The 20,031-nt window shown below is 63.0% G+C and carries 21 protein-coding genes; 19 read left to right on the forward strand and 2 right to left on the reverse strand.

What is annotated here, in order from left to right; translation table 11 throughout:
* Positions 1 to 269: 269 nt before the first annotated feature.
* A complete protein-coding gene (locus tag B7Z66_13490; protein ID OYV75255.1) occupies positions 270 to 548 on the forward strand; it encodes a hypothetical protein in 279 nt (92 codons plus the stop codon).
* Positions 549 to 553: 5 nt separating this feature from the next.
* Here B7Z66_13490 and B7Z66_13495 read toward each other — a convergent pair whose 3' ends face one another.
* Positions 554 to 763 (reverse strand): hypothetical protein, encoded by a 210-nt coding sequence (locus B7Z66_13495; GenBank protein OYV75256.1) that lies wholly within the window; start codon positions 761 to 763, stop codon positions 554 to 556.
* 711 nt (positions 764 to 1,474) lie between these two features.
* Here B7Z66_13495 and rbcL point away from each other — a divergent pair.
* The 17 genes from rbcL to B7Z66_13580 all read left to right on the forward strand — a co-directional run bounded on the left by rbcL (position 1,475) and on the right by B7Z66_13580 (position 17,390).
* Positions 1,475 to 2,887 carry a ribulose-bisphosphate carboxylase large subunit gene (rbcL, locus tag B7Z66_13500; GenBank protein OYV75257.1) on the forward strand — a complete coding sequence of 471 codons (1,413 nt, stop codon included), beginning with the start codon at positions 1,475 to 1,477 and terminating at the stop codon, positions 2,885 to 2,887.
* 56 nt (positions 2,888 to 2,943) lie between these two features.
* Positions 2,944 to 3,288: a ribulose bisphosphate carboxylase small subunit gene (locus B7Z66_13505; GenBank protein OYV75258.1), complete on the forward strand. Its 345-nt coding sequence runs from the start codon at positions 2,944 to 2,946 to the stop codon at positions 3,286 to 3,288.
* Between the two features lie 41 nt (positions 3,289 to 3,329).
* Positions 3,330 to 5,657, forward strand: a complete 2,328-nt coding sequence (locus tag B7Z66_13510; protein OYV75259.1) for a carboxysome shell protein — start codon at positions 3,330 to 3,332, stop codon at positions 5,655 to 5,657.
* A 32-nt stretch (positions 5,658 to 5,689) separates the two neighbouring features.
* Entirely contained in the window at positions 5,690 to 7,195 is a 1,506-nt protein-coding gene (locus B7Z66_13515) for a carboxysome shell carbonic anhydrase (protein ID OYV75260.1), read from the forward strand.
* Positions 7,195 to 7,452, forward strand: coding sequence for a carboxysome peptide A (locus B7Z66_13520; protein OYV75261.1), 258 nt, complete (start codon positions 7,195 to 7,197; stop codon positions 7,450 to 7,452). Before B7Z66_13515 ends, B7Z66_13520 begins: the two co-directional genes overlap by 1 nt.
* Positions 7,453 to 7,463: 11 nt before the next feature.
* Entirely contained in the window at positions 7,464 to 7,757 is a 294-nt protein-coding gene (locus B7Z66_13525) for a carboxysome peptide B (protein ID OYV75262.1), read from the forward strand.
* Positions 7,758 to 7,825: 68 nt separating this feature from the next.
* A complete protein-coding gene (locus B7Z66_13530) occupies positions 7,826 to 8,074 on the forward strand; it encodes a carbon dioxide-concentrating protein CcmK (protein ID OYV75263.1) in 249 nt (82 codons plus the stop codon).
* A gap of 20 nt (positions 8,075 to 8,094) precedes the next feature.
* Positions 8,095 to 8,364, forward strand: coding sequence for a carbon dioxide-concentrating protein CcmK (locus B7Z66_13535; GenBank protein ID OYV75264.1), 270 nt, complete (start codon positions 8,095 to 8,097; stop codon positions 8,362 to 8,364).
* Positions 8,365 to 8,377: 13 nt separating this feature from the next.
* Entirely contained in the window at positions 8,378 to 8,857 is a 480-nt protein-coding gene (locus B7Z66_13540) for a bacterioferritin (GenBank protein ID OYV75265.1), read from the forward strand.
* Between the two features lie 121 nt (positions 8,858 to 8,978).
* The gene (locus B7Z66_13545) at positions 8,979 to 9,242 is read left to right on the forward strand and encodes a pterin-4-alpha-carbinolamine dehydratase (GenBank protein ID OYV75266.1); all 264 of its coding nucleotides are present in this window, start codon (positions 8,979 to 8,981) and stop codon (positions 9,240 to 9,242) included.
* An 11-nt stretch (positions 9,243 to 9,253) separates the two neighbouring features.
* Positions 9,254 to 9,880 carry a hypothetical protein gene (locus B7Z66_13550; GenBank protein ID OYV75267.1) on the forward strand — a complete coding sequence of 209 codons (627 nt, stop codon included), beginning with the start codon at positions 9,254 to 9,256 and terminating at the stop codon, positions 9,878 to 9,880.
* A 269-nt stretch (positions 9,881 to 10,149) separates the two neighbouring features.
* Positions 10,150 to 11,829 carry an oxidoreductase gene (locus B7Z66_13555; protein ID OYV75268.1) on the forward strand — a complete coding sequence of 560 codons (1,680 nt, stop codon included), beginning with the start codon at positions 10,150 to 10,152 and terminating at the stop codon, positions 11,827 to 11,829.
* A gap of 1 nt (position 11,830) precedes the next feature.
* Entirely contained in the window at positions 11,831 to 12,589 is a 759-nt protein-coding gene (locus B7Z66_13560) for a hypothetical protein (GenBank protein OYV75269.1), read from the forward strand.
* Positions 12,586 to 15,708, forward strand: a complete 3,123-nt coding sequence (locus B7Z66_13565) for a DUF2309 domain-containing protein (protein OYV75270.1) — start codon at positions 12,586 to 12,588, stop codon at positions 15,706 to 15,708. Before B7Z66_13560 ends, B7Z66_13565 begins: the two co-directional genes overlap by 4 nt.
* Positions 15,705 to 16,031 carry a transcriptional regulator gene (locus B7Z66_13570; protein OYV75271.1) on the forward strand — a complete coding sequence of 109 codons (327 nt, stop codon included), beginning with the start codon at positions 15,705 to 15,707 and terminating at the stop codon, positions 16,029 to 16,031. Before B7Z66_13565 ends, B7Z66_13570 begins: the two co-directional genes overlap by 4 nt.
* A gap of 144 nt (positions 16,032 to 16,175) precedes the next feature.
* Entirely contained in the window at positions 16,176 to 16,790 is a 615-nt protein-coding gene (locus B7Z66_13575) for a hypothetical protein (protein ID OYV75282.1), read from the forward strand.
* A 3-nt stretch (positions 16,791 to 16,793) separates the two neighbouring features.
* Positions 16,794 to 17,390: a nucleoside triphosphate hydrolase gene (locus tag B7Z66_13580; protein OYV75272.1), complete on the forward strand. Its 597-nt coding sequence runs from the start codon at positions 16,794 to 16,796 to the stop codon at positions 17,388 to 17,390.
* A 133-nt stretch (positions 17,391 to 17,523) separates the two neighbouring features.
* On the opposite strand, the gene B7Z66_13585 is transcribed toward B7Z66_13580, so the two are convergent.
* The gene (locus B7Z66_13585) at positions 17,524 to 18,444 is read right to left on the reverse strand and encodes a LysR family transcriptional regulator (GenBank protein OYV75273.1); all 921 of its coding nucleotides are present in this window, start codon (positions 18,442 to 18,444) and stop codon (positions 17,524 to 17,526) included.
* Between the two features lie 305 nt (positions 18,445 to 18,749).
* Between B7Z66_13585 and B7Z66_13590 the strand changes: the two genes are divergently transcribed.
* On the forward strand, positions 18,750 to 19,991 hold the full coding sequence (locus B7Z66_13590; GenBank protein OYV75274.1) for a hypothetical protein: 1,242 nt from the start codon (positions 18,750 to 18,752) through the stop codon (positions 19,989 to 19,991).
* The last annotated feature ends 40 nt before the right edge of the window (positions 19,992 to 20,031 follow it).

Here is a 20,031-nt window from a genome sequence, read left to right on the forward strand (position 1 = left end):
CGCAGATGTTTCGGGAGGCCCGCGTGACCGTGTAGCGGAATACGTCTTCTGGTTTCGGGTCGGGCGTCAGTTTGAGGGCGATAAATTGTGGGTGTCCCAGTTTTACCGCCGGGACGAGTGGCCCTTGACCGCGCCGGGCGCGTGCGCACCGTGACGGCAAGGATGGCAGCGTACACTGGATCGATGCACTCGTCGCTGGACTCAGGAAACGCCACGGCCCATGGCGGGAGCTGAGCCCCCGGTTGGTGGCTGTTAGGTAGGGTGGCGGCTTGGACGGTGCGGCGGTGCAACCGCTCGTGCGCCTTTATGAGGGGTACGTGGTGCGTGAAAACGAGCGGGTGTCTCTGTACGCCCGGTCGGTGCTGGGTGAACCGGACTGGCGGGCGGGCGCCCGGGGGGCGCTGGCGCGCCGACGGACGGTCGCGGAGAGACGAGAAGGCACGCGTACCGGCCTGGTTTCCATCGATCTATCGTGGGCTCTCCGCTACGCCCTGATTTCGACGCGCGGTGGTTTACGCCGCTTCTGCCAGCTGCAATCCTTCCGGTAGCGCGCCTATCGCTGATCCGGCGGTAGCGCCATTTTGCCGCGTTGCGCAATCGCTGAACGGCGCTGGCGCGCGAAGCGTCTGACGGCTCCGACCATAGGCTTCAGTTCCACAGCCGCGGCCAGGGAGTCTTCGACGGTCGCCGCCTTGCGGGCCTGTTGAGGGGCCGACGCAAACTGCGGTTTGTGGGCCAGGGAACTCTCGTCTTCTTCCAGCATCGGCTTGTCCTCGTGGCTGGGTGCCGCGTTCAGCCGCACGTAGGTGGAACATAGGCCCGGCGCACGCGCACGCCGTACCCGGGATCGCTACAGGCTTACGCTGGGCCAGACGAAGCGAGTTGTCAAGGACGGATCGCCCGCGCCGCCAGCAACCCTGCAATATCGGGGGCCTGTCGCTATGCGGTGGGTGGTCGGGCTTTTCGATGTCGCGAGCATCATGCGAAGGCGCTACCGCTGTCTTTAACGGTATCCGGCGGGATCAATATACGGTCCGAAATTCGTAAAAGGATGCCTTAAGGGTGGCATTAGAAATTCAAACGGTCCTTGGTCCATCCGCTACGTACACTGCAGCACTGGGGCAGCCGTCGTCCGGATCTTCGGGGGAGCGGCCGCCGCGCTCCGATGGCCAAAGAGATTTAATAAAACTAAAAATAACAATTAAAAAACTTCAACTGTAATTTACGAAAAACTTATTCCAGACTCCCTCCTGACTCCATGCATGAACATTCCCCGGCGATCGAAGGGGCGTATCCGCCCGGTATAGGCTTTAAATTAAATGATGATTTAAGTAAATGTTCGAAAACTTAAACTGTTATTTATTTTAAGCCTCACCCAGACTGCGGATCAGCTTTCGACGGTTCGGGCAGCCTGCCACCGCGCACGAGGCTGCCGGTGGAATTCGAAAATTTCGCAACTAGGAGGACCCCTCATATGAGCGCGAGCTACCAAGCGGGTGTGAAAGAGTACCGTGCGATGTACTGGACCCCCGACTATGTGCCTCTCGATACGGACCTGCTGGCGTGTTTCAAGTGCACGGGCCAGCCGGGCGTTCCGCGCGAAGAGGTCGCCGCCGCCGTGGCCGCCGAGTCCTCCACCGGCACCTGGAGCACGGTGTGGTCAGAGCTGTTGACGGACCTCGAGTACTACAAGGGCCGCGCGTATCGCATCGAAGAAGTTCCGGGCGATTCCGAGTCGTTCTATGCGTTCGTTGCGTACCCGATCGACCTCTTTGAGGAAGGCTCTATCGTGAACGTGCTGACCTCGCTGGTCGGCAACGTCTTTGGCTTCAAGGCGCTGAAACATCTTCGTCTCGAGGACATCCGCTTCCCCATCGCCTACATCAAGACCTGCCTCGGGCCTCCGAACGGCATCCAGGTTGAGCGCGACAAACTCAACAAGTACGGTCGACCGCTGCTCGGGTGCACCATCAAGCCGAAGCTCGGCCTGTCGGCCAAGAACTACGGCCGCGCGGTCTACGAGTGCCTACGCGGGGGTCTTGACCTGACCAAGGACGACGAGAACGTCAATTCACAGCCGTTCATGCGCTGGCAGAATCGGTTCGAGTTCGTCGCCGAGGCGGTTCTCAAGGCGCAGCAGGAGACCGGCGAGCGCAAGGGCCACTATCTGAATGTAACCGCGCCCGATCCGGAGCAGATGTACGAGCGTGCCGAGTTCGCGAAAGAACTGAAGATGCCAATCATCATGCACGACTTTCTCACCGGTGGCTTTACGGCCAATACCGGTCTTGCAAAGTGGTGTCGTAAGAACGGCATGTTGCTGCATATCCACCGCGCCATGCACGCGGTGATTGATCGCCACCCCAAGCACGGGATCCATTTCCGGGTGCTCGCCAAGTGCCTACGCCTGTCCGGCGGGGACCACCTGCATGCCGGAACCGTAGTGGGCAAGCTCGAAGGCGATCGCGCGTCGACTTTGGGCTTCGTCGATCAACTGCGCGAATCCTTTGTTCCGGAGGATCGCTCGCGCGGCGTGTTCTTCGACCAGGATTGGGGCTCAATGCCGGGTGTGTTCCCAGTGGCTTCGGGCGGCATCCATGTGTGGCACATGCCGGCGCTGGTGACGATCTTCGGCGACGATTCCTGCCTTCAGTTCGGGGGCGGAACGCAGGGCCATCCGTGGGGCAACGCGGCAGGCGCCGCGGCCAATCGCGTTGCGCTGGAGGCCTGTGTTAAGGCGCGTAATGAAGGCCACGAGATCGAGAAGGAGGGACGCGAGATCCTGACGGCAGCGGCGGCCAAGAGTCCGGAACTGGCAATTGCCATGGAGACGTGGAAAGAAATCAAGTTTGAATTTGAAACGGTGGACAAGCTGGATCTGGCCTGATGCCGAGGATACGGCTCTAACCGGTACCGGATCGATCAATTCAGGAGACGATCATTATGGCAAGAACGATTGAGATGGGTGACTACCAGACCGCGCAGACCCTGGAGACCTTCGGATTTCTTCCGCCGATGACGCAGGACGAAATTCATCAACAGATTGCTTACATCATCGCCCAAGGTTGGACGCCGGCCATCGAGCACGAACACCCTGCCGAGGTCGATAGCGACTACTGGCCGATGTGGAAGCTCCCGTTCTTCGGCGAGTCCAGTCTGGCAAACGTCATCAACGAGCTTGAGGCCTGTCACCGGACCTATCCGGATCATCATGTCCGCCTGATTGGTTACGACAATTACACGCAGTCCCAGGGTCTGGCGTTCGTCGTCTTCGAAGGACGCAGCTGACCGGGCGGGGTACGCCACTCATCGACACGACGAGGTGAACCATGGCACAGACTGCAGACAATGCACGTGCGGCCTCCCGCGCCAGGCGCCGGGCGCTTGCCGCCAAGGGCAAGGCGGGTATCGGCACAACCGGTTCCGCCGCGGCCGCGCGGCCGCAGCGGCCGGCGCCGGCAATGCCGGCGCCGGAAGGCGGCGGCGCGTCGACGCCGTCCGCCGCCGTGGCGGGTTCGCCGGCCCGCGGTGCATCCCGGGCCCGGCGCCGGGCCATGGCCACACAAGGAAAGGCGGGGCTCGTTCACGCCGACCGCACGCGAGCCGGGGCGAGCCTTCCCGCCGCGTCGGAAAGCGCGGGATCGCCGCCCGCGCCAAGTGGCTGCGGATGTGGATGCAAGCAGGGTCGCGTCGGCGAGCGGCGTGAGCCCGAGGCATTGTCCCGGCATGCACCGGCGGAACCGGTCGTGGCCGCGGCGCCGAGTGTCGCGCCCGGTCCGGCGGCTACGGTGCGCCCGCTACCGCGTATGGGGATGAAGACCGCGGTGATGAACCCGGCACGGGCCGCGGCGTTGGCCCGGCGTCATGCGACCTCCGGGCGCGGAAAGGCGGGACTGCGCGCAAGCGGGGCCTCCCAGGCGGAGCGGGCACGGGCCGCGAACCCGAATCTGTCCAGCCGGGATCTCGCCCGGGTCCTGCGTGCCCAACGCAGTCACAACGGCGCCGCCGGACAGAAGAAGTCCGAGCCATGCGGTCGTAAGCGGGCGAACCGGAAGGCGGAGGCCGCCGTGGGCGCGGCACAGGACGCCCATTGGAAGGTCGGCGCCAGCGAGACCACGCGCGGCCAGACGGTAACCGGCACGATCGTCGGGCGCAGTGTCCGCACGACGGGGGACGAGTACAGCACCTGCCGCAATGTGACCGGCACCGAGTATATGGGGGCCGACATCTTCCGTCAGTTCTGTCAGACCGAATCCGAGCGCTCGCCGCGCAAGGTCGGGGTGAGCCCCACCGGTCACGGGAACCGGGTTACCGGCGTGCTAGTGGGACGCAGCCTCAGCGTTACCGGAGACGAGCCCGGTACCTGCAAGCGCGTGACCGGTTCCCAATATTTAGGGATGGACCAGTCCGAGGTCTTCTGCGGGACGAAGTCGGATCCGCCCGGACCGATGAAGATCACTTCGTCCAAGACGCGCAAGGGCAAGGTGGTGACGGGGAACAATGTAGGTCGTTCATCGCGCGTAACCGGGGATGAACCGGGGGCCGCTCGGGAGCTGACCGGAACGCAGTACATGCAGAGGGGTGACGGAAAGGCGCCGGCGAAGGTTGGTGTCAGCCGGACTCTGCGCGGTGGTGCGGTGACCGGAAGTCTCGTCGGACGTAGCGAACACGTGACCGGTGACGAACCGGGGAGCTGCCGTAACGTCACCGGGGACGACTACATCGGCGAAGAGCAGTACGGCGAATTCTGCCCGGCCACCCCGCGGCCGGAAGACCGCAAAGTGGGGGTATCGCGGACCCTCAAGGGTGAGGTCGTCACGGGCACCTTGACCGGCCGTTCGGGCCGCGTGACCGGCGACGAACCTGGCACATGCAAGGCCATCACGGGTACGCCCTATGCGGGTGCGGAGCAGTACCGCACCTACTGTGCCCCCAAGGAGGAGCAGACGGCCGCTGCACGTACGCGCCAGATGCGATCGACGCCCGGCTCCGTGATGACTGGCCTGCAACCCGGGATTGGCGGGAAACTTACCGGTGCGCACAAAGGTGCCTGCGACAACATCAGCGGCACGCCGTATGTCGGTGCGGATCAGTATGCGGCGGCATGTCCGGCTATTCCCGCCGAACCCGGTAGTCCCGATTTTCCCCAGCCGCTCGGCGAGACCCCCTGGGGTCAGTTCAGCGTTGCTCCCCCGGCGCACGCGGCTCAGCGTGAAGACCATCCGGGCGCGGTGACCGGCTCGGCCTACGAGCAGGGGCAGATCACGGGATCGTTCAGTATGGCGACGGGGAAGGTCACAGGCACCGAAGAGGCGCGCTTTGGCCGTGCCCATAGCGTGCCGGAGGAGGCACCCGCAACCGCATCACTCGTTGAGGGCCGCGTGAAGTCGCGTATCTCCGGGGAAGGCATGGACGCAGGGCAGAAAATCACCGGTGACGACTGGGACCGCGGCGACCGCATCACGGGAACTGAAGGGTTTTCGTCGATGCGGCGCAATCCTACCCGACGCGGCGGTTCGACGGGCGCGATGCCGGTCGTTTCCCAACCGAAGAAGCGCAATGACGAATTACCGGAGCCCCGGAACAAGGTGACCGGCGGAAGCGGCAATACGGACCGCGGCGCGTTGGTGACCTACTCGGGCGGGGCTCGCGGCTGACGCGGAAGTACCGGAAGAATAGAGAAAGTGCAATGTTGAGCCACCGCTATTCGACAACCAAGGGTGCCACGCCTCAGGCGGGGGCGCCGCGCCGCCGCCCAGGGGCAGCGGGCGCCGCGCGCCCAGCGGGGGCACGCGTCCCCGGCTCGCATCCGCTCGTGCGGACCGAGGAGAACACGCGGCTGTTCGACTACGAACGGCGGGTCAAATCGTCATTTGATGCCATCGTTCCCGCGCTGAAACAGATCTCCTCCTTGCAGCGCGAGCACGATTTCGAATCGCGTGCGCAGAGCGTCGCCCGTGACCAATTGGGGTTTGATCTTCCGGGAGAGATCCTCGCCGACGCGTGGGTCGGGCAGCTCGACATGAGGCGCCTGTTCTCTTGGTGCGTATTCCGGACCTATCGGCGCTTCTGCGACGACTTTTTCGCCTCTGATCCACTGGGTTCACAGGACGACAAAGATTTTCAGGGCTTTCTGCAGGAATGCGGGTTTCATCTCCTGGATGTATCGCCCTGCGCAGACGGTCGCCTGGCGCACGTCATTCGCTATGTTCTGCGCCTTCCGTACCGCGTGGTACGACGCAAGTCCTACGCCGGTGGCTTGTTCGACGTTCAGGACAGTCTGGAGAAATGGACGGAGACCGAGCTGCTGCGTTTCCGTGAGGGCAGACCCAACACCGCTGATGAACCTACCCGCTACTTGAAGACGGTCGTATATCACTACAGCTCCGGCGATCCGGAGCACGAAGGGTGCGCTGCCCACGGATCGAATGCGGAAGTCGCCGCGCGGGCCGGTAGGGACCGGCTCGGGAGCTTCCAGGAGGCTGTGCAGAATGCCTATTGCTGCGGCGCCTCGATCGACCTCCTGCTGATCGGCCTGGATACGGATACCGATGCGGTTCGCATTCACGCCCCCGGCGCGGACGGTGCGATCGACCTCGAACGCTATGTCGATGCGGTACAGATCTACGAGGACACCCGGACGTTGACCGCGCAGCAGGGCCGGCAACGCATCGAGGCGCGCGTGCAGGAGGCGGCACCGATGGCCGCTTCCGGGATGCGCCGGATGATCGAACGTCTTATCGAACACAATCTTTCGCAGATCGATTACGTTCGCAGGTATCAGGACGGGCGCTATGCGGATATCGGTCACGCCGAACGTTTTATCGGTGCGGGTAAGGGGTTCGAAGAGGTTCAGCTTCGTAATCTCACGTATTTCGCCTACCTCGACACGGTCGAGGAGGCGGCGCCCGATCTGGACGTGGGTGTAAAGATATTTTCGCATCTGAACGTTGCTCACGGCCTGCCGATTCCGGTCGTAGTGCGCTTCGATTACCAGGGCCATGTCCCGGGTGCGCGCGAGCGTGCGGTGGAGCAATGCAGGCGCGTGGCGGCGGCCATGGACGTGCGCTATGCGGAACTGATTGGGCGCGGGATGCTGGACACATTGTTGGCGGTGCGCGACTGCGCGGCGGGAGGTCGCATCGAGGTGTTGGGCGGTTCGGTTCCGGGCCTCGTCGAAGGAGAAGGGCGCTAATGAAGATCTGCCAGGTGGAGCGCCCGCTGGTTGCGACGAACCGGATCCCCGGTCTCGAGCACCGCCACCTGCAGGTGGTGCGGGACGGCAGTGCGCTGCTCGTGGCGGTGGACTCCGTGGGGTGCATTCCGGGCGACTGGGTGATCTGCGTGGGAAGCTCAGCGGCGCGCGAAGCGGCCGGGAGCAAGGAGTATCCGAGCGATTTTACGATCGTCGGCATCATCGATCACTGGCCGCCGGAACCGGGGCAGGAGTGAGGCGAAGAATTATGGACATCCTGGAAGTGGAAGCACCGCTCGTGTGTACGCGCCGGGTAGCTGGGTTGCAGCAGACCAGTCTGCGTGTGTTGCGCGACGCCGCCGGGCGGCGCCACGTGGCGGTCGATCCCGTAGGGGCACGGCCGGGGAATTGGGTTTTCACGGTAAGTGGCTCGGCGGCGCGCTACGCGACGGGCGATTTCGGTGTCCTGACCGATCTGACCATCGGAGGAATCATCGATAACTGGGGCACCAACGAGGGCGCAGCGGATACCTGGAAAGATACGGGTAAGGGCAGCGGCTAGCGCTGCGGGAATTAGGTGAAAGGTAGGGCGGTTTTTGGCTTTTTAATCCTGACGACGGAGAGACGACGATGGCAAGCGAGAGCTACGGTATTGCACTTGGGATGATTGAGACGCGCGGGCTGGTGCCCGCCATCGAAGCGGCAGACGCAATGACCAAGGCCGCGGAGGTGCGTCTGATTGGGCGCGAGTTTGTGGGCGGTGGTTACGTTACCGTGTTGGTGCGGGGCGAGACCGGTGCGGTCAACGCGGCCGTGCGTGCCGGCGCCGATGCGTGCGAGCGTGTGGGCGACGGACTGGTCGCGGCACACCACTATTGATCCGACAGGAGATTCCAGCCATGGCCAACGGTACCAATGGTATTGCGCTCGGCATGATTGAGACCCGCGGGCTGGTGCCCGCCATCGAGGCGGCGGACGCAATGACCAAGGCCGCGGAGGTGCGTCTGATTGGGCGCGAATTCGTAGGTGGTGGTTACGTCACCGTGTTGGTGCGGGGCGAGACCGGTGCGGTCAACGCGGCCGTGCGTGCCGGCGCCGATGCGTGCGAGCGTGTGGGCGACGGACTGGTCGCGGCACACGATTCGAGCGCCCTGAGATGCAGCGACTGACGAGTTCGCAGTCATGAGCGCACCGCACTCCGATTCTCGGATACTGGGGTATCTCGGTCGGGCGCTGAGTCTGGAGCTCAGCGCGGTCCAGCAATACAGCACCCAGGCACGCCTTGCGGCGACCTGGGGGCTGACCCGGCCGGCGGAGCGTCTGCGCACTGAGGCGACTGAAGAACTGGGTCATGTCGACCGGGTGATCTCGCGCATGCTGGCTCTGGGGGTGGCGCCGAACGCCTCCATTCTTCGGCCGGTCGGTCTGGGCCGGGACTTGAGCGAACTGCTGCGGCAGGACCGGGCGCTCGAAAACGAGTTGATGCGGCTGTACGAAGACGCTACCCGTTACTGTGCGCGACAGGGTGATCACGATGGCCGGTTGTTTTTCGAAACGCTCCTGGAGGAGGAGCGCGGGCACGGACGCGAGCTCGACCTGTGGCTCGAGGAAGTCGGGTCGACGGAGGGAAGGACGACAGGACCCACGCGTGCGACGTTTTAGTACGCATCGGGACGCTCTGCGGCCGGCGTGGAGCAGGGCCACACGAGAATTCCGGTCGAGGCCGTGGGTTTAGGAAGGCCCCTGACATACTTTTTCGACGAATTTTCGGAGGAGGCGCGTCATGCATGAGCACTGGCAGGAACGAGATCGCCCGCGTCGTCTGGAACGGCGATATGAGTTTTCGGACTACGCCGCGCTTCGGGATTTTCTGGACCGTGCAGCCGCGCTGTCCGAGCGTGAAGGGTTCTATCCGGATATGGGATTCGCCCGGGACTATGTGAACGTGACGATCCACGCGGAGGAAGGCGCGAAGGATGTGAGTTCTGCCCAGCGCCGCTTCGCCGAGGAGCTCGACGGACTTCTGGCGCTGGACCCGGTGAACTGAGGCGGTCTGGCATGACCGTCATCGCGCTGGTGGGGAGTAAGGGCGGCGCCGGAAAGTCCACGCTCGCCGTCAATTTGGCCAGTGCGCTGGACCGGTATGCGAGTACGGTCATATTCGATTCGGATCCACAGGGTTCGGTATTGCAGTGGCAGGCGATCGCCGGTCGGGACCGCAGTCCTGCCGTTCTCGATACGGCCGCTGACTTGGAAGCGATCTTCGCGCGTAGCGCACATCGGTACGGACATGTCGTCATTGACTGTCCTCCATCGGTTCATGCGCATCAGACACACGCGGCGCTCGCGGTCAGCGATGTCGCCTTGGTACCGGTGCAGCCGTCTCCACTCGATCTGTGGGCGACCGTACACATCGAGAATGCCATCGAACAGGCGCGACGCGTCAACCCGCGACTGAAGGCGATGCTGGTCATCAATCAACTTGAATCGCGCACCACCTTGTCGCGGATCATGCGTGAAGCACTTTCCGAGCTGGCATTGCCGGCCGCCCGGACGCCGATTTGCCGCCGGGCCGTCTATAGGGCCAGCGTGCTGGAAGGGAAGAGCGTTCTGGACATGGGGCGGCGCGGTTCGGCAGCCGCTGCGGAGATCCAAAGCCTGCTTAGCGAGGTAACGGCACAATGAGCACATCCGACAGAACCGGACAGAAACTGGTCGATTCGCTGCGTAAGACAAAGGCTGCGGCGACCGGCCGCGCGGCCGCGTCGTCCGGCTCGGCTGCGGCTACGCCGGATGGCCGGCAAGCGCCGGGAGGGAAGGCGGACAGCGCCGTTCCCCGGCCCGCCGCGGGCCGCACGACCCACAATCCGGACGATCCTTACCAGAGCGGGGGCCGGGTCTGGCCCGACTGAGGCGGGTCCGAATCACACCTAGAACAGATCAACGCGGGTTCTATGGAACAGTTGATTGTCGTAGCAGCGGCCGTGCCGTTCGCGTCCGCCCTAATGATCCAATTGCTCGGCGCGCGCCTGGGGCGGAGTGCGGCGCGTCTGAGCGTTGGCGCCATTTCAGTCACCTTCGTGGCCGCCGCCGGAGCGTTGTTCCTCGCCTTGACCGGGCATGCTCCCACCCAGTTCGCTCTGGCAGGGCACTGGGGGATCTTCCTGTTCGATCCCTTGAGTACCCTGATGGGCGTGGTGATCTCCGGAATCAGCCTCATCGTCCACGTCTATTCGGTCCGCTATATGGCCGAGGAGCCGGGCTACCCGCGATTTTTCGTGTTGTTGGACCTCATGACGGGGACACTGCTGGTCATGGTCTCGGCGGGAGACCTGATTACGCTGCTGGCCGCCTGGCACCTCATCGGTGTTCTCCTGTATTTTCTGTTGGGTCACGATGGCCGCAGCCATCTGGCGCATCGGTATGCATCCTGGACCCTGATCACCTATCGGTTGGGCGATCTGCCGCTGGTACTGGCGGCGGGCCTGTTGTACCACGCCTACGGGACTTGGTCGCTGCCCAGGATATTTGCGGAGATCGGCGCGAATCCGCTGGGCCACAGCTTTCTCGGGATGCCGTTGCCGGAAGTCGTCGCCACGCTGGTCGCGCTCGCCGCGTTCGCCCGGTCCGCCCAGTTCCTGCTTCATACGTGGCTCCCATATACGATGTCGGGACCGACCCCGGTTTCCGCGCTGATGCACGCCGGTATCGTCAATGCCGGCGGTTTTCTGATCAATCGATTCGCACCGGTTTTCGTTCACACGACCGACGTGTTGCCCAGCGTCTTCATTGTCGGACTGGTTACGGCGCTGATCGGATCCAGCCTCATGTTGACTCAGAACGACATCAAGAAATCCCTTGGGTACTCGACGATGGGACAGATGGGTTTCATGATCATGGAGTGCGGGGTGGGGGCGTTCGCGCTGGCGATTTTCCATTTGATATCGCACGGACTGTTCAAGGGAACGCTATTTTTAGGCTCAGGCGGGGTGATACATACGGCCCGGGAGGATGATGGCGTCCCGAAGGACGAGATCTATACCTTCGTAGTTGAGAAACGCCCGGCGCGAACGCGCAAGCCCTGGATACTGATGGCGGCGATTACGCTCATCGTGCCGGTGACCATCTTGATGGCGGCGCACTTTCTGGTATCTCAGGATTACTTCCAGGAGCAAGGTGCGATTGTGTTGCTGTTTTTCGGATGGGTGACGGGTGCGCAGCTGATCTTTGCCACCTATCGTATGCGGGCGCAGAACTTCTGGCGCTTGGCGGTGCTCAGTATCTCTTCCTTCGCCGTGGTAGTGGTCGGCTATACGCTTATAAGCCACGCATTCGAACTGTTTCTGTATCCGGACGCGGCCTTCCGACGGCTGCTGTTCGCTGCGGCCGGCATAAATCTCGTGCGGTTCGATCTCTTGGTCGGGCTGGTCACCGTGCTGATTGTTGCGGGTTGGGTGTTTACCTACTACTCGGAAAACAACGGTCGGCGCCATGCGCGGCGCTCGGGACGGCTCTGGCTGACATTGTACGTCCTTGGCTCCCGGGAGTTCTATCTGACCGACCTTTATACCCGTTTGGCACGCGGCTTGGTTGCCACCGCGATGCGGCTCAACGTATGGATGAGGTGGGTCTGAAGTGAGTACGCTGAGTCCCTGGCTCGCCGGAATTTTTATTCCGTTGCTTCCGTTGAGCGGGATTTTCAATGCCGCGTTTTCGAAGATCCGCAGTGCGCCGCTGCGGGCCGCAATACTCATCCTGTGGCCCCAGATCGGCCTCATTTTGGTGTCCCCCGAGGCAGCGCGCCTGCCGGCGGGAATGGCCGTAGTGGCAGTCCTTGGCTCCTTGCTTTACGCGTTTCGGGCCATCGCGGTGCGCGAGATGGATCGGTGGATAGGCTATGTAGCGACCTCGGCATGGGCGTTGCTTTGGCTTGCCATTCGCGGGCATGTGGACCTGACGACGATACGCTGGTATGCGCTGGGGTTCAGCGCACCCCTCGCCCTGTTGACACTGCTTGCGGGCGCGTTCGAGCGCCGTTTCGGTGCGGCCTACGCCGGCTTGTACGGAGGTATTGCGCAAGCGTTTCCGCGGCTTGCCGGGATCACTGCCCTGGTCGTGCTTGCGGTGGTCGCGGTTCCGTTGTTCCCAGGCTTTTTCGTGGTGGTAGCTATCATCACCATGACCGTGCCTGTGCAGCCATGGATGGCGCTGTCCGTTGCGCTGACCTGGCTGCTATGGAGCTGGGCGGGCGTTAGGCTTCTTCAGGGATTGATCGTCGGACCGGTGGACGAGGTTGCGGCGGCCGATGTGGGAAGGATCGAAGCCGGATTTTATGTTCTGGTATTGCTTGCCCTCGTGCTTGGGGGCTTGCGGCTTCCGGGGATCCTGCCGTGAGCTTGCGGCTCGGTCAGAGACTGAAGATTCGCGCCATGGTCTATGTGGCCGGCGAGCCGATTCCGTTCTTCTGGCCGATGCGTTCATTCATTCACCACAATCCGCTCCACGGTCTCGAAAGGTATCCGTTCCAGGAGGCGGTGGAGCGCGGGGCGCAAATCTTTCACGCGCGCGGTTTTCTCCGCCGGCCGGTATATCAACGTTATCTCCGCCTCGGGAAAGTCGATCTGGAGGCGCTTGCGACAGAGGTCGGGAAATTTCTGGCGCATAAGGAAGCTATCGCCGGGATCGACCTGTCCGGCTGGATCCTGTCGTTGCTGACGCGGATGGAACAGAATGTCATCCGCGGAAATGGGCTGGCCCGAGACACCGACGTATGGCCGGCTTTGCGGAACGCGCCGGTCGACCGGGCGGCGCCCGACGAGAACTGGTTGAGGGCGCACCTGCGCGCCGAGTTGCTCGGGCCGCGTCCGGTTTACGAGGCGGTCGATGCGCTGTACGGGACCGAGGTCGCATCCGAAGTCGACGAGTTGGTAATCAAGAGCTGCCTGGATTTCTTCGACGAAGGCCAGTCGGTATGGTCTATGCCGGGGCGTGAGCGCGGGTTTTTCAACGCGTGGCGGGAAATCGCGCGCCGCAGCGGGCGCCTTTACCTGCGGGGGCTCCATATCGACCGCATCCTCCGGGAAGAGGAAGGGCCGGAGGCGGTGATCGCGCAGGTCATGGAGGCACTCGGAGTCGGCGAAGAGCAATGGACGGCCTATTTCACGCGTGAACTGGCCCGGCTGCATGGTTGGGCGGGTTTTGTACGATGGCGCTCCGATGCCAAGCACTACTACTGGGCGGAGCGATTCCCAGCGGATCTGGTTGATTTCCTCGCCGTTCGATTGGCGCTGGCGTTGGCATTGTTGAGTGAGCAGGGACGTAGCGCTCCGACGACTACGGCTGGGTTGGATCGGGTGATCGAGGACCGCAGCCGTGAAATGTATCTGCGCCATGAGCTGTTTGGCGGCACCGTCCTGCCGGAATTCGCCGCTCGTATGGAACGGGTGCTGGCGGGTGGGCGCCGCGCCCGGATCGACCGCCTTTATGAAGACTATGCCGCCGCCAAACGTACCTGTGAGGCGCAGGATCAGGCAATGCGTCTGCGTGCGCTCGCTGCGCTAAACGAAGATGAGGAGTCGCTAGAGCAACTCCCGGAGGCGGACCTCGGTCGGTTGATCGGCATATTGCGGGAGTTCGAACGTGAGGAGGGGATGGCCTGGCTGCGTGCCATGGAACACCGCGCCGTCGATCACCTGCTTACGGGCATCAAGCCGGAGCCGCCTCCGGCGTGTGGCAAACGGCCGTTTGCGCAGGCGCTGTTTTGTATCGACACGCGATCGGAGCGCATTCGACGCCATCTCGAGAGTGCTGGCGATTACCAGACCTACGGAATCGCCGGGTTCTTCGGAGTGCCTGTAAGTTTCATGGAGCTCGGCAAGGGGAACGAGATTCACCTGTGCCCGGTCCTGCTTATGCCGAAGAACCTCGTAATGGAAATGGCGGTTACGGAAACCAGTGGCGACAGGGAGGTAGGGGCCTTCACTGTATTGGAAAAGGTCTTCCATGAACTGAAAGAGTCGCTATTGAGTCCCTTCGTTACCGTGGAGGCAATCGGCCTACTCTTCGGGTTCGATATGGTGGGCAAGACATTAGCGCCACAGGCCTACAATCGCTGGCGCAGGAAGCTGCATCAGCGTAAACCGCGCACGCATCTGCTGTTGGATAAGCTCGGCCGTGAGCAGGCGGATTCGATCATCCGCGCGGTACAACGCGCGGTGATCGCAAAGGCCGTCGCTCAGGAGTTTGGCCTTGCGCCCGAGCAGATCCACGACGGCATGGTGCGGGAGCTGCGCGAGGCTGCGATGGGGCACTGCAACGGTGCCCCGCTGTTGGCGACTATGTTGCATCTGGACGGCGAGGCAGAACAGGGGTTCATCAAGAGGCTGCGCGCGGTATACCGGATCAACCCGTCTGTGGTGCAGCTGCAGATGGAGCGGCTTGCACGGGTTGGATTCAGTCTCGAAGAGCAGGTCGTTTTCGTCGCTCAGGCGCTGAAGGCGATCGGATTGACGCGGAACTTCTCGCGGTTTGTGCTTCTGGTCGGGCACGGCAGCACTTCGGAAAACAACCCCTACGAGTCCGCACTCGACTGCGGGGCCTGTGGTGGTAATCAAGGGCTGGTCAATGCCAGGGTGCTGGCTCAGATGGCGAACAAAGCTGGGGTTCGGCGCAGACTTCGAGAGCAGGGAATGGAAATACCCGAGGACACGTGGTTCATGCCGGCGCTCCATGATACGACTACCGATCAGCTGCGGTTGTTCGACCTCGACCGGGTGCCCGCCTCGCACGTGGTCTATATGGACCGGCTGCGCAAGGGCTTGTTGGCCGCGTCGAGACTGTGTACGCAGGAGCGCATGGCGACTCTCCTGGATTCGGGTGCGCGCCTGCGTCCGGGCGAGGCTTCGCGGCACGCGGTGCGCAATGCGATGGATTGGTCACAAGTGCGACCGGAATGGGGTCTGGCGGGGAACGCGTATTTCGTCATCGGCCGGCGTAGTTTGACGCAGTCCTTCCCTCTAGAAGGCCGTGCGTTCCTGCACTCTTACGACTACCGGATCGATCCGAAGCGCCGGCTGCTGGCGACGATACTGACCGGCCCGCTGGTCGTGGGTCAGTGGATCAACATGGAGCATTACTTCTCAACCGTAGACAACGAGCGTTTTGGCAGCGGCAGCAAGGTCTATCACAATGTCGCCGGCCGCTTTGGGGTAATGACCGGGAACCTGAGCGATCTGCGCACCGGCCTGCCCTCTCAGACCGTTCTTGAGCGTGGGCTTCCGTACCACGATCCGGTGCGACTGATCACGGTGATCGAAGCCCCTTTCGATCACGCAGTAGCCGCCGTCGAGGAGGTTTCGGTCGTAAAGACCCTCGTTCGTAACGGCTGGATCCGGCTGCTGATCCTGGACCCGGAACGGAACACCGTCGCTTTCTACGAGGACGGCGCGTGGAGTCACCGGCCGTTTCGGGTCTCCGTAGAGCCTGTATCAGCCGAGGAGTCGGTATCGTCATGAAAAACCTGAATCTGAGCACCCTCAAGAAACTGGAGATCATTCTCGGTGGTGAACACCAGGGGTTCGCCACCGATGTGTTGGATCGCGCGGGAGTGAAGGGTTATACGATCATCAACAATCTTTCCGGGAAGGGCAGTCATGGGTTTCACGAAGGGCATCTGATGTTCAACGAAGATGATGTCCTGATTATGATCGTTGCAGCCGTTCCGGAAGATCTGGTCACCGCGATCCTCGAAGGCCTTGCGCCGTTTTACAATGAGCATTCGGGCGTAGTGTTTATTTCCGACATTCAGGTTACCCGGTTGGTTAAGTTTCGTGGCTGAGCGTCGGGCGCGCGTCCTGCCCGCGAGTTGCCCCGAGTAGCGTAACTTCAATGATACATCGCTACGGATGCAGGCCCTGGGGGGAGGGGGCCGGCGGCCGTGAGACTGCGACACCAGATGCGGCAGCACCGACCCGGCGCAACCATGATTCAACTTCGCACATATGTATATATCGACTCGCTGCAGCCGCAGCTCGCCGAGTATATGGCAACCGTATCACAGGGGTTCCTGCCGGTTCCCGGCGACGCCTGTTTGTGGGTTGAGGTCTCTCCAGGCATGGCGATCCACCGGCTTACGGATATCGCGCTGAAGGCTACGCGAGTGAATCTCGCGCAGCAGGTGGTCGAACGTGCCTATGGGTCGATGGTGATTCACCATCGTGATCAGAGCGACGTACAGGAGGCGGGGCGGGTGATTCTGCAGCGCCTGGGGGCAGAGGTTGCCGATCGTCAGCGTTGCGAGATTGCCTGGCAGGAGGTCATACGGGGTATGACACCGGACCATACGGTCCTGATCAACCGGCAGAATCGCCGTGGTTCCATGATGCTTCCGGGACAGAGCATGTTCATTCTGGAGACTGCGCCCGCAGGATACGTCGTATACGCGGCGAATCAGGCGGAGAAGGCGGCGAATATAACGCTGATCGATGTGCGGGCGGTCGGGGCCTATGGCCGGCTGACCCTGTCCGGACATGAGGCGGACGTCGACGAGGCCGCGGCAGCCGCAGTTGCCGCCATCGAGAGGCCTTCGGGTACGTGACCGATGCATCGTCGGCACCTCCTCGATCTGCTCGCCGTATATCGGAGCCCGTTCCTGGAGGAGGAAGCCTATGCCGCGCGCGCGCGGGATTTTATCGAGGCCCATCCGGATTGCTTTGATTGCGATTTTTGGCCGGCACACGTGACGGGGTCCGCGTGGGTCGTCAATGCGGATCGGTCGCGGGTCCTGTTGGTGCACCATCGCAAGCATGGCCAGTGGTTTCAACCGGGGGGACACGCGGACGGCGACGCGGATGTTCTGGACGTTTCGCTGCGTGAGACCTCGGAGGAATCGGGACTCGCGCCGGATGGTATACGGTTGCTGGACGATCGGATCTTCGACCTGGATATTCACCGGATTCCCGCGAGTGTGCGTGGCCCGGCGCATGAGCATATCGACGTACGATTTCTGGTGGAGGCCGACGAGCACCTGCCGCTGCGCCGCAGCGAGGAATCATACGACGTGCGTTGGGTACCGCTGGCTGGGGTGAGTCGATACAACAATAACCGTTCGACATACCGCATGGTGGAGAAGACCCGCCGGCTGCGTTCATCCGGGCACCTTCCCAGCCGCGGCGCGATACCCCGGACAGGCCCGTAGGATTTCGTTTGGAAAGTCCGGGAGGGGATTTCCGATGCGCCGCGCTCCGGCGCAGGTTCCATCTCCCGCGCGGGTACGCGCAGGCGGCTCGGTGCGCCCATGTCCGAGGCAAGGGTCGCAGCGCGGGCGGGGATCAGGCCTTGCGGTTTGATGTCTCGCCGGTGTGGCGGGACATGAGAAACTCCTTGAACGCCTGCGCGGCAGGCGAGAGCAGCTTGTGTTCGGGATAGACGAGGTACCACTGGCGTTCCAGCGGCAGTCCCTGGACGTCGAGTAGCGCGAGGTCTCCGCGCGCGAGCTCGGCCTCAGCGGTGATCTTTGCCAGGATGGAGATGCCCAGCTTGCTCGCTACGGTCTGCTTGATGGCTTCGTTGCTACCCAGTTCCATTCGCGTACGCGGCGCGGTGCCATGGCGTTGAAAGAAGGCCTCGCAGCCCAGCCGCGTACCGGAGCCGGGCTCGCGCGCAATGAAGGGTTCCTGGGCGAGTCTCTTGGCCGAGATGGCTTTTTTGCCGACCAGGGGATGATCGGGATGGGCGATGGCGACCATGGGGTTGGGGGCAAATGGAATGGCCACGACATGCAGGTTGTCCGGCGGTTGCCCCAGGATATAGAGATCGTCCTGATTGTGGGCGAGCCGGTCGAGCATCGCCTTGCGGTTGCCGACGAACAGAGATACCTCGATCCCTGGATGCTGGGCGCTCAGCTGCCCGAGCAGCTGCGGGACGAAATACTTTGCGGTGGTGAGGATGGAAACGCTGAGTGAGCCTTTCTCAAGGCCTTGTAGGGCGGCCAGCTCCTGGGCGAGTCGTTCCATGCAGATCGACACGTCCCGACACGCCGACGCCATGACCTTCCCGGCCGGGGTGAGGTAGAGCTTCTTCCCGACTTGTTCGATCAGCGGCTGGCCAGCGGCTTCCGCAAGCTGTTTGACCTGGATGGAGACGGCGGGCGGCGTGAGATGAAGCGCCTCTGCAGTGCGCGTGATGCCCATGTGGTGCGCAAGGGCATCGAAGATTCTCAGTTGATGGAGCGTTGCGCGGCGGATTGGCATAGTCATTAAATAAAAATTTAATAAGAAGTTAATAAACTTAAACTGTTACTTTATCACCGATCCCGCATAGACTGCAAGTCGTTGGCAATCTTCAATGAGCCCCGCTTGCCCGGCACCTCGGGGGGGGATCCGTGGGGGTGCCCGCGTTGCGTTCCGGGGCGCCCCGGGGACGGGGGCCCGGTATCCGGATCCGCGCCGCGCTCCGGGGCAGTCCGGCGCCGGGCGCCCTGCCGGTACCGGCGCGGGCTCCGGGAGTGAAAGGCGGGCGGGCCGGACCTTCGCCACAGACGGCCAGGAGCGGTGACATGCCATTGGTGCACATGCGCGACCTCCTCGACCATGCCTACCGGCACAACTATGCCGTGGGGGCCTTCGATGTATCCGGGCTGGAATGTCTCGAAGGCGTGATGGTCGCGGCCGAGCGTTGCCGTGCGCCGGTGATCCTGAATCTGGCATACCCGCAATTCGAAGACTTCGATGTCGAACTGTTGATGCCGGCCATGGAATCGGCGGCGTGCCGCGCCGTGGTCCCGGTCGCGATCCAGCTGGATCACGGCTTGGATGTTGAGGTCGCGGCGCACGCCATCAACCGCGGCTGCAACGGCGTAATGGTCGACGCCTCCGATCGCGAGCTGGGCGAGAATATCGGCATCACACGCGAGGTCGTATCCATGGCGCACGGATGTGGCGTCCCCGTCGAGGGCAAGCTCGGCTACAACAGTGCCCCGATCCGCGCCGGATCCCCGGGTGAACCGCAGAATCCCAAGGATGTCGTGTATACCGCCGTCGCCGAAGCGCGCGTCTATGTCGAACGCACGGGTGTCGACTTTCTTGCAGTCTCGATCGGTATTCAAACCGGCCGTTCCCGCGCGAAACTACGACCCAACTGGCAGCGGCTCAAGCAGCTCAACGAGGCACTGCAGATCCCGTTGGTGGTGCATGGAGGGGCCGGCCTCACTGACGACCAGTTTCGCCGGCTGATCGCCAACGGCGTGGCGAAGATCCGCTTCGAAAGCTTGTTCACCGATGCCGCTGGCGACCGCCTGCGGGTGGGTGCGAAAAAGGCGGCCCGGAACGATTATCACGGGATCATGCGCGAGATCCGCCGTGCCGTCGAACAGGAGGTGGAACGGTATCTGCGCCTGTGGGGCGCGGCCGGGCGTGCCGCTGAAGTGCTCGAGCAGTGCCGGGGCTGGCAGCCGGTCGAATACGCGGTTTTTCATAGCCGGGATGGACTCAGTGAGCCCGAGGTCGCGGCGGTGGTCGAGGAGGGGCGGCGCGCATTCAGTGCCATCCCGGGCGTACGCGAGGTGCGCACCGGGGGGTTGCTCCAGAGCGAAGACCGGTTCGGCTGGCTGTTGAGTTTTTGTGATCCTGTGCTCATTGACGGTTACCGTGAACACCCGGCGTATGTCTCGTTCGCACGCCCGCGCGCGGACCGCCTCTGCAACGCTAGCTCGATCGCGTCCGGTGCCAATCCTTTCCGTGCGCGGCCGGCCCCGGCGGCGCAGGAGGTGGTTTCCGGCGCCTGGTCGCGGCGCCGCTGATCCGCGGTTGCCCCCGCCCCGCCCGCGCTTCCACGGTACC

The organism is Chromatiales bacterium 21-64-14 (assembly GCA_002255365.1).
In the GTDB taxonomy this organism is placed as follows: domain Bacteria; phylum Pseudomonadota; class Gammaproteobacteria; order 21-64-14; family 21-64-14; genus 21-64-14.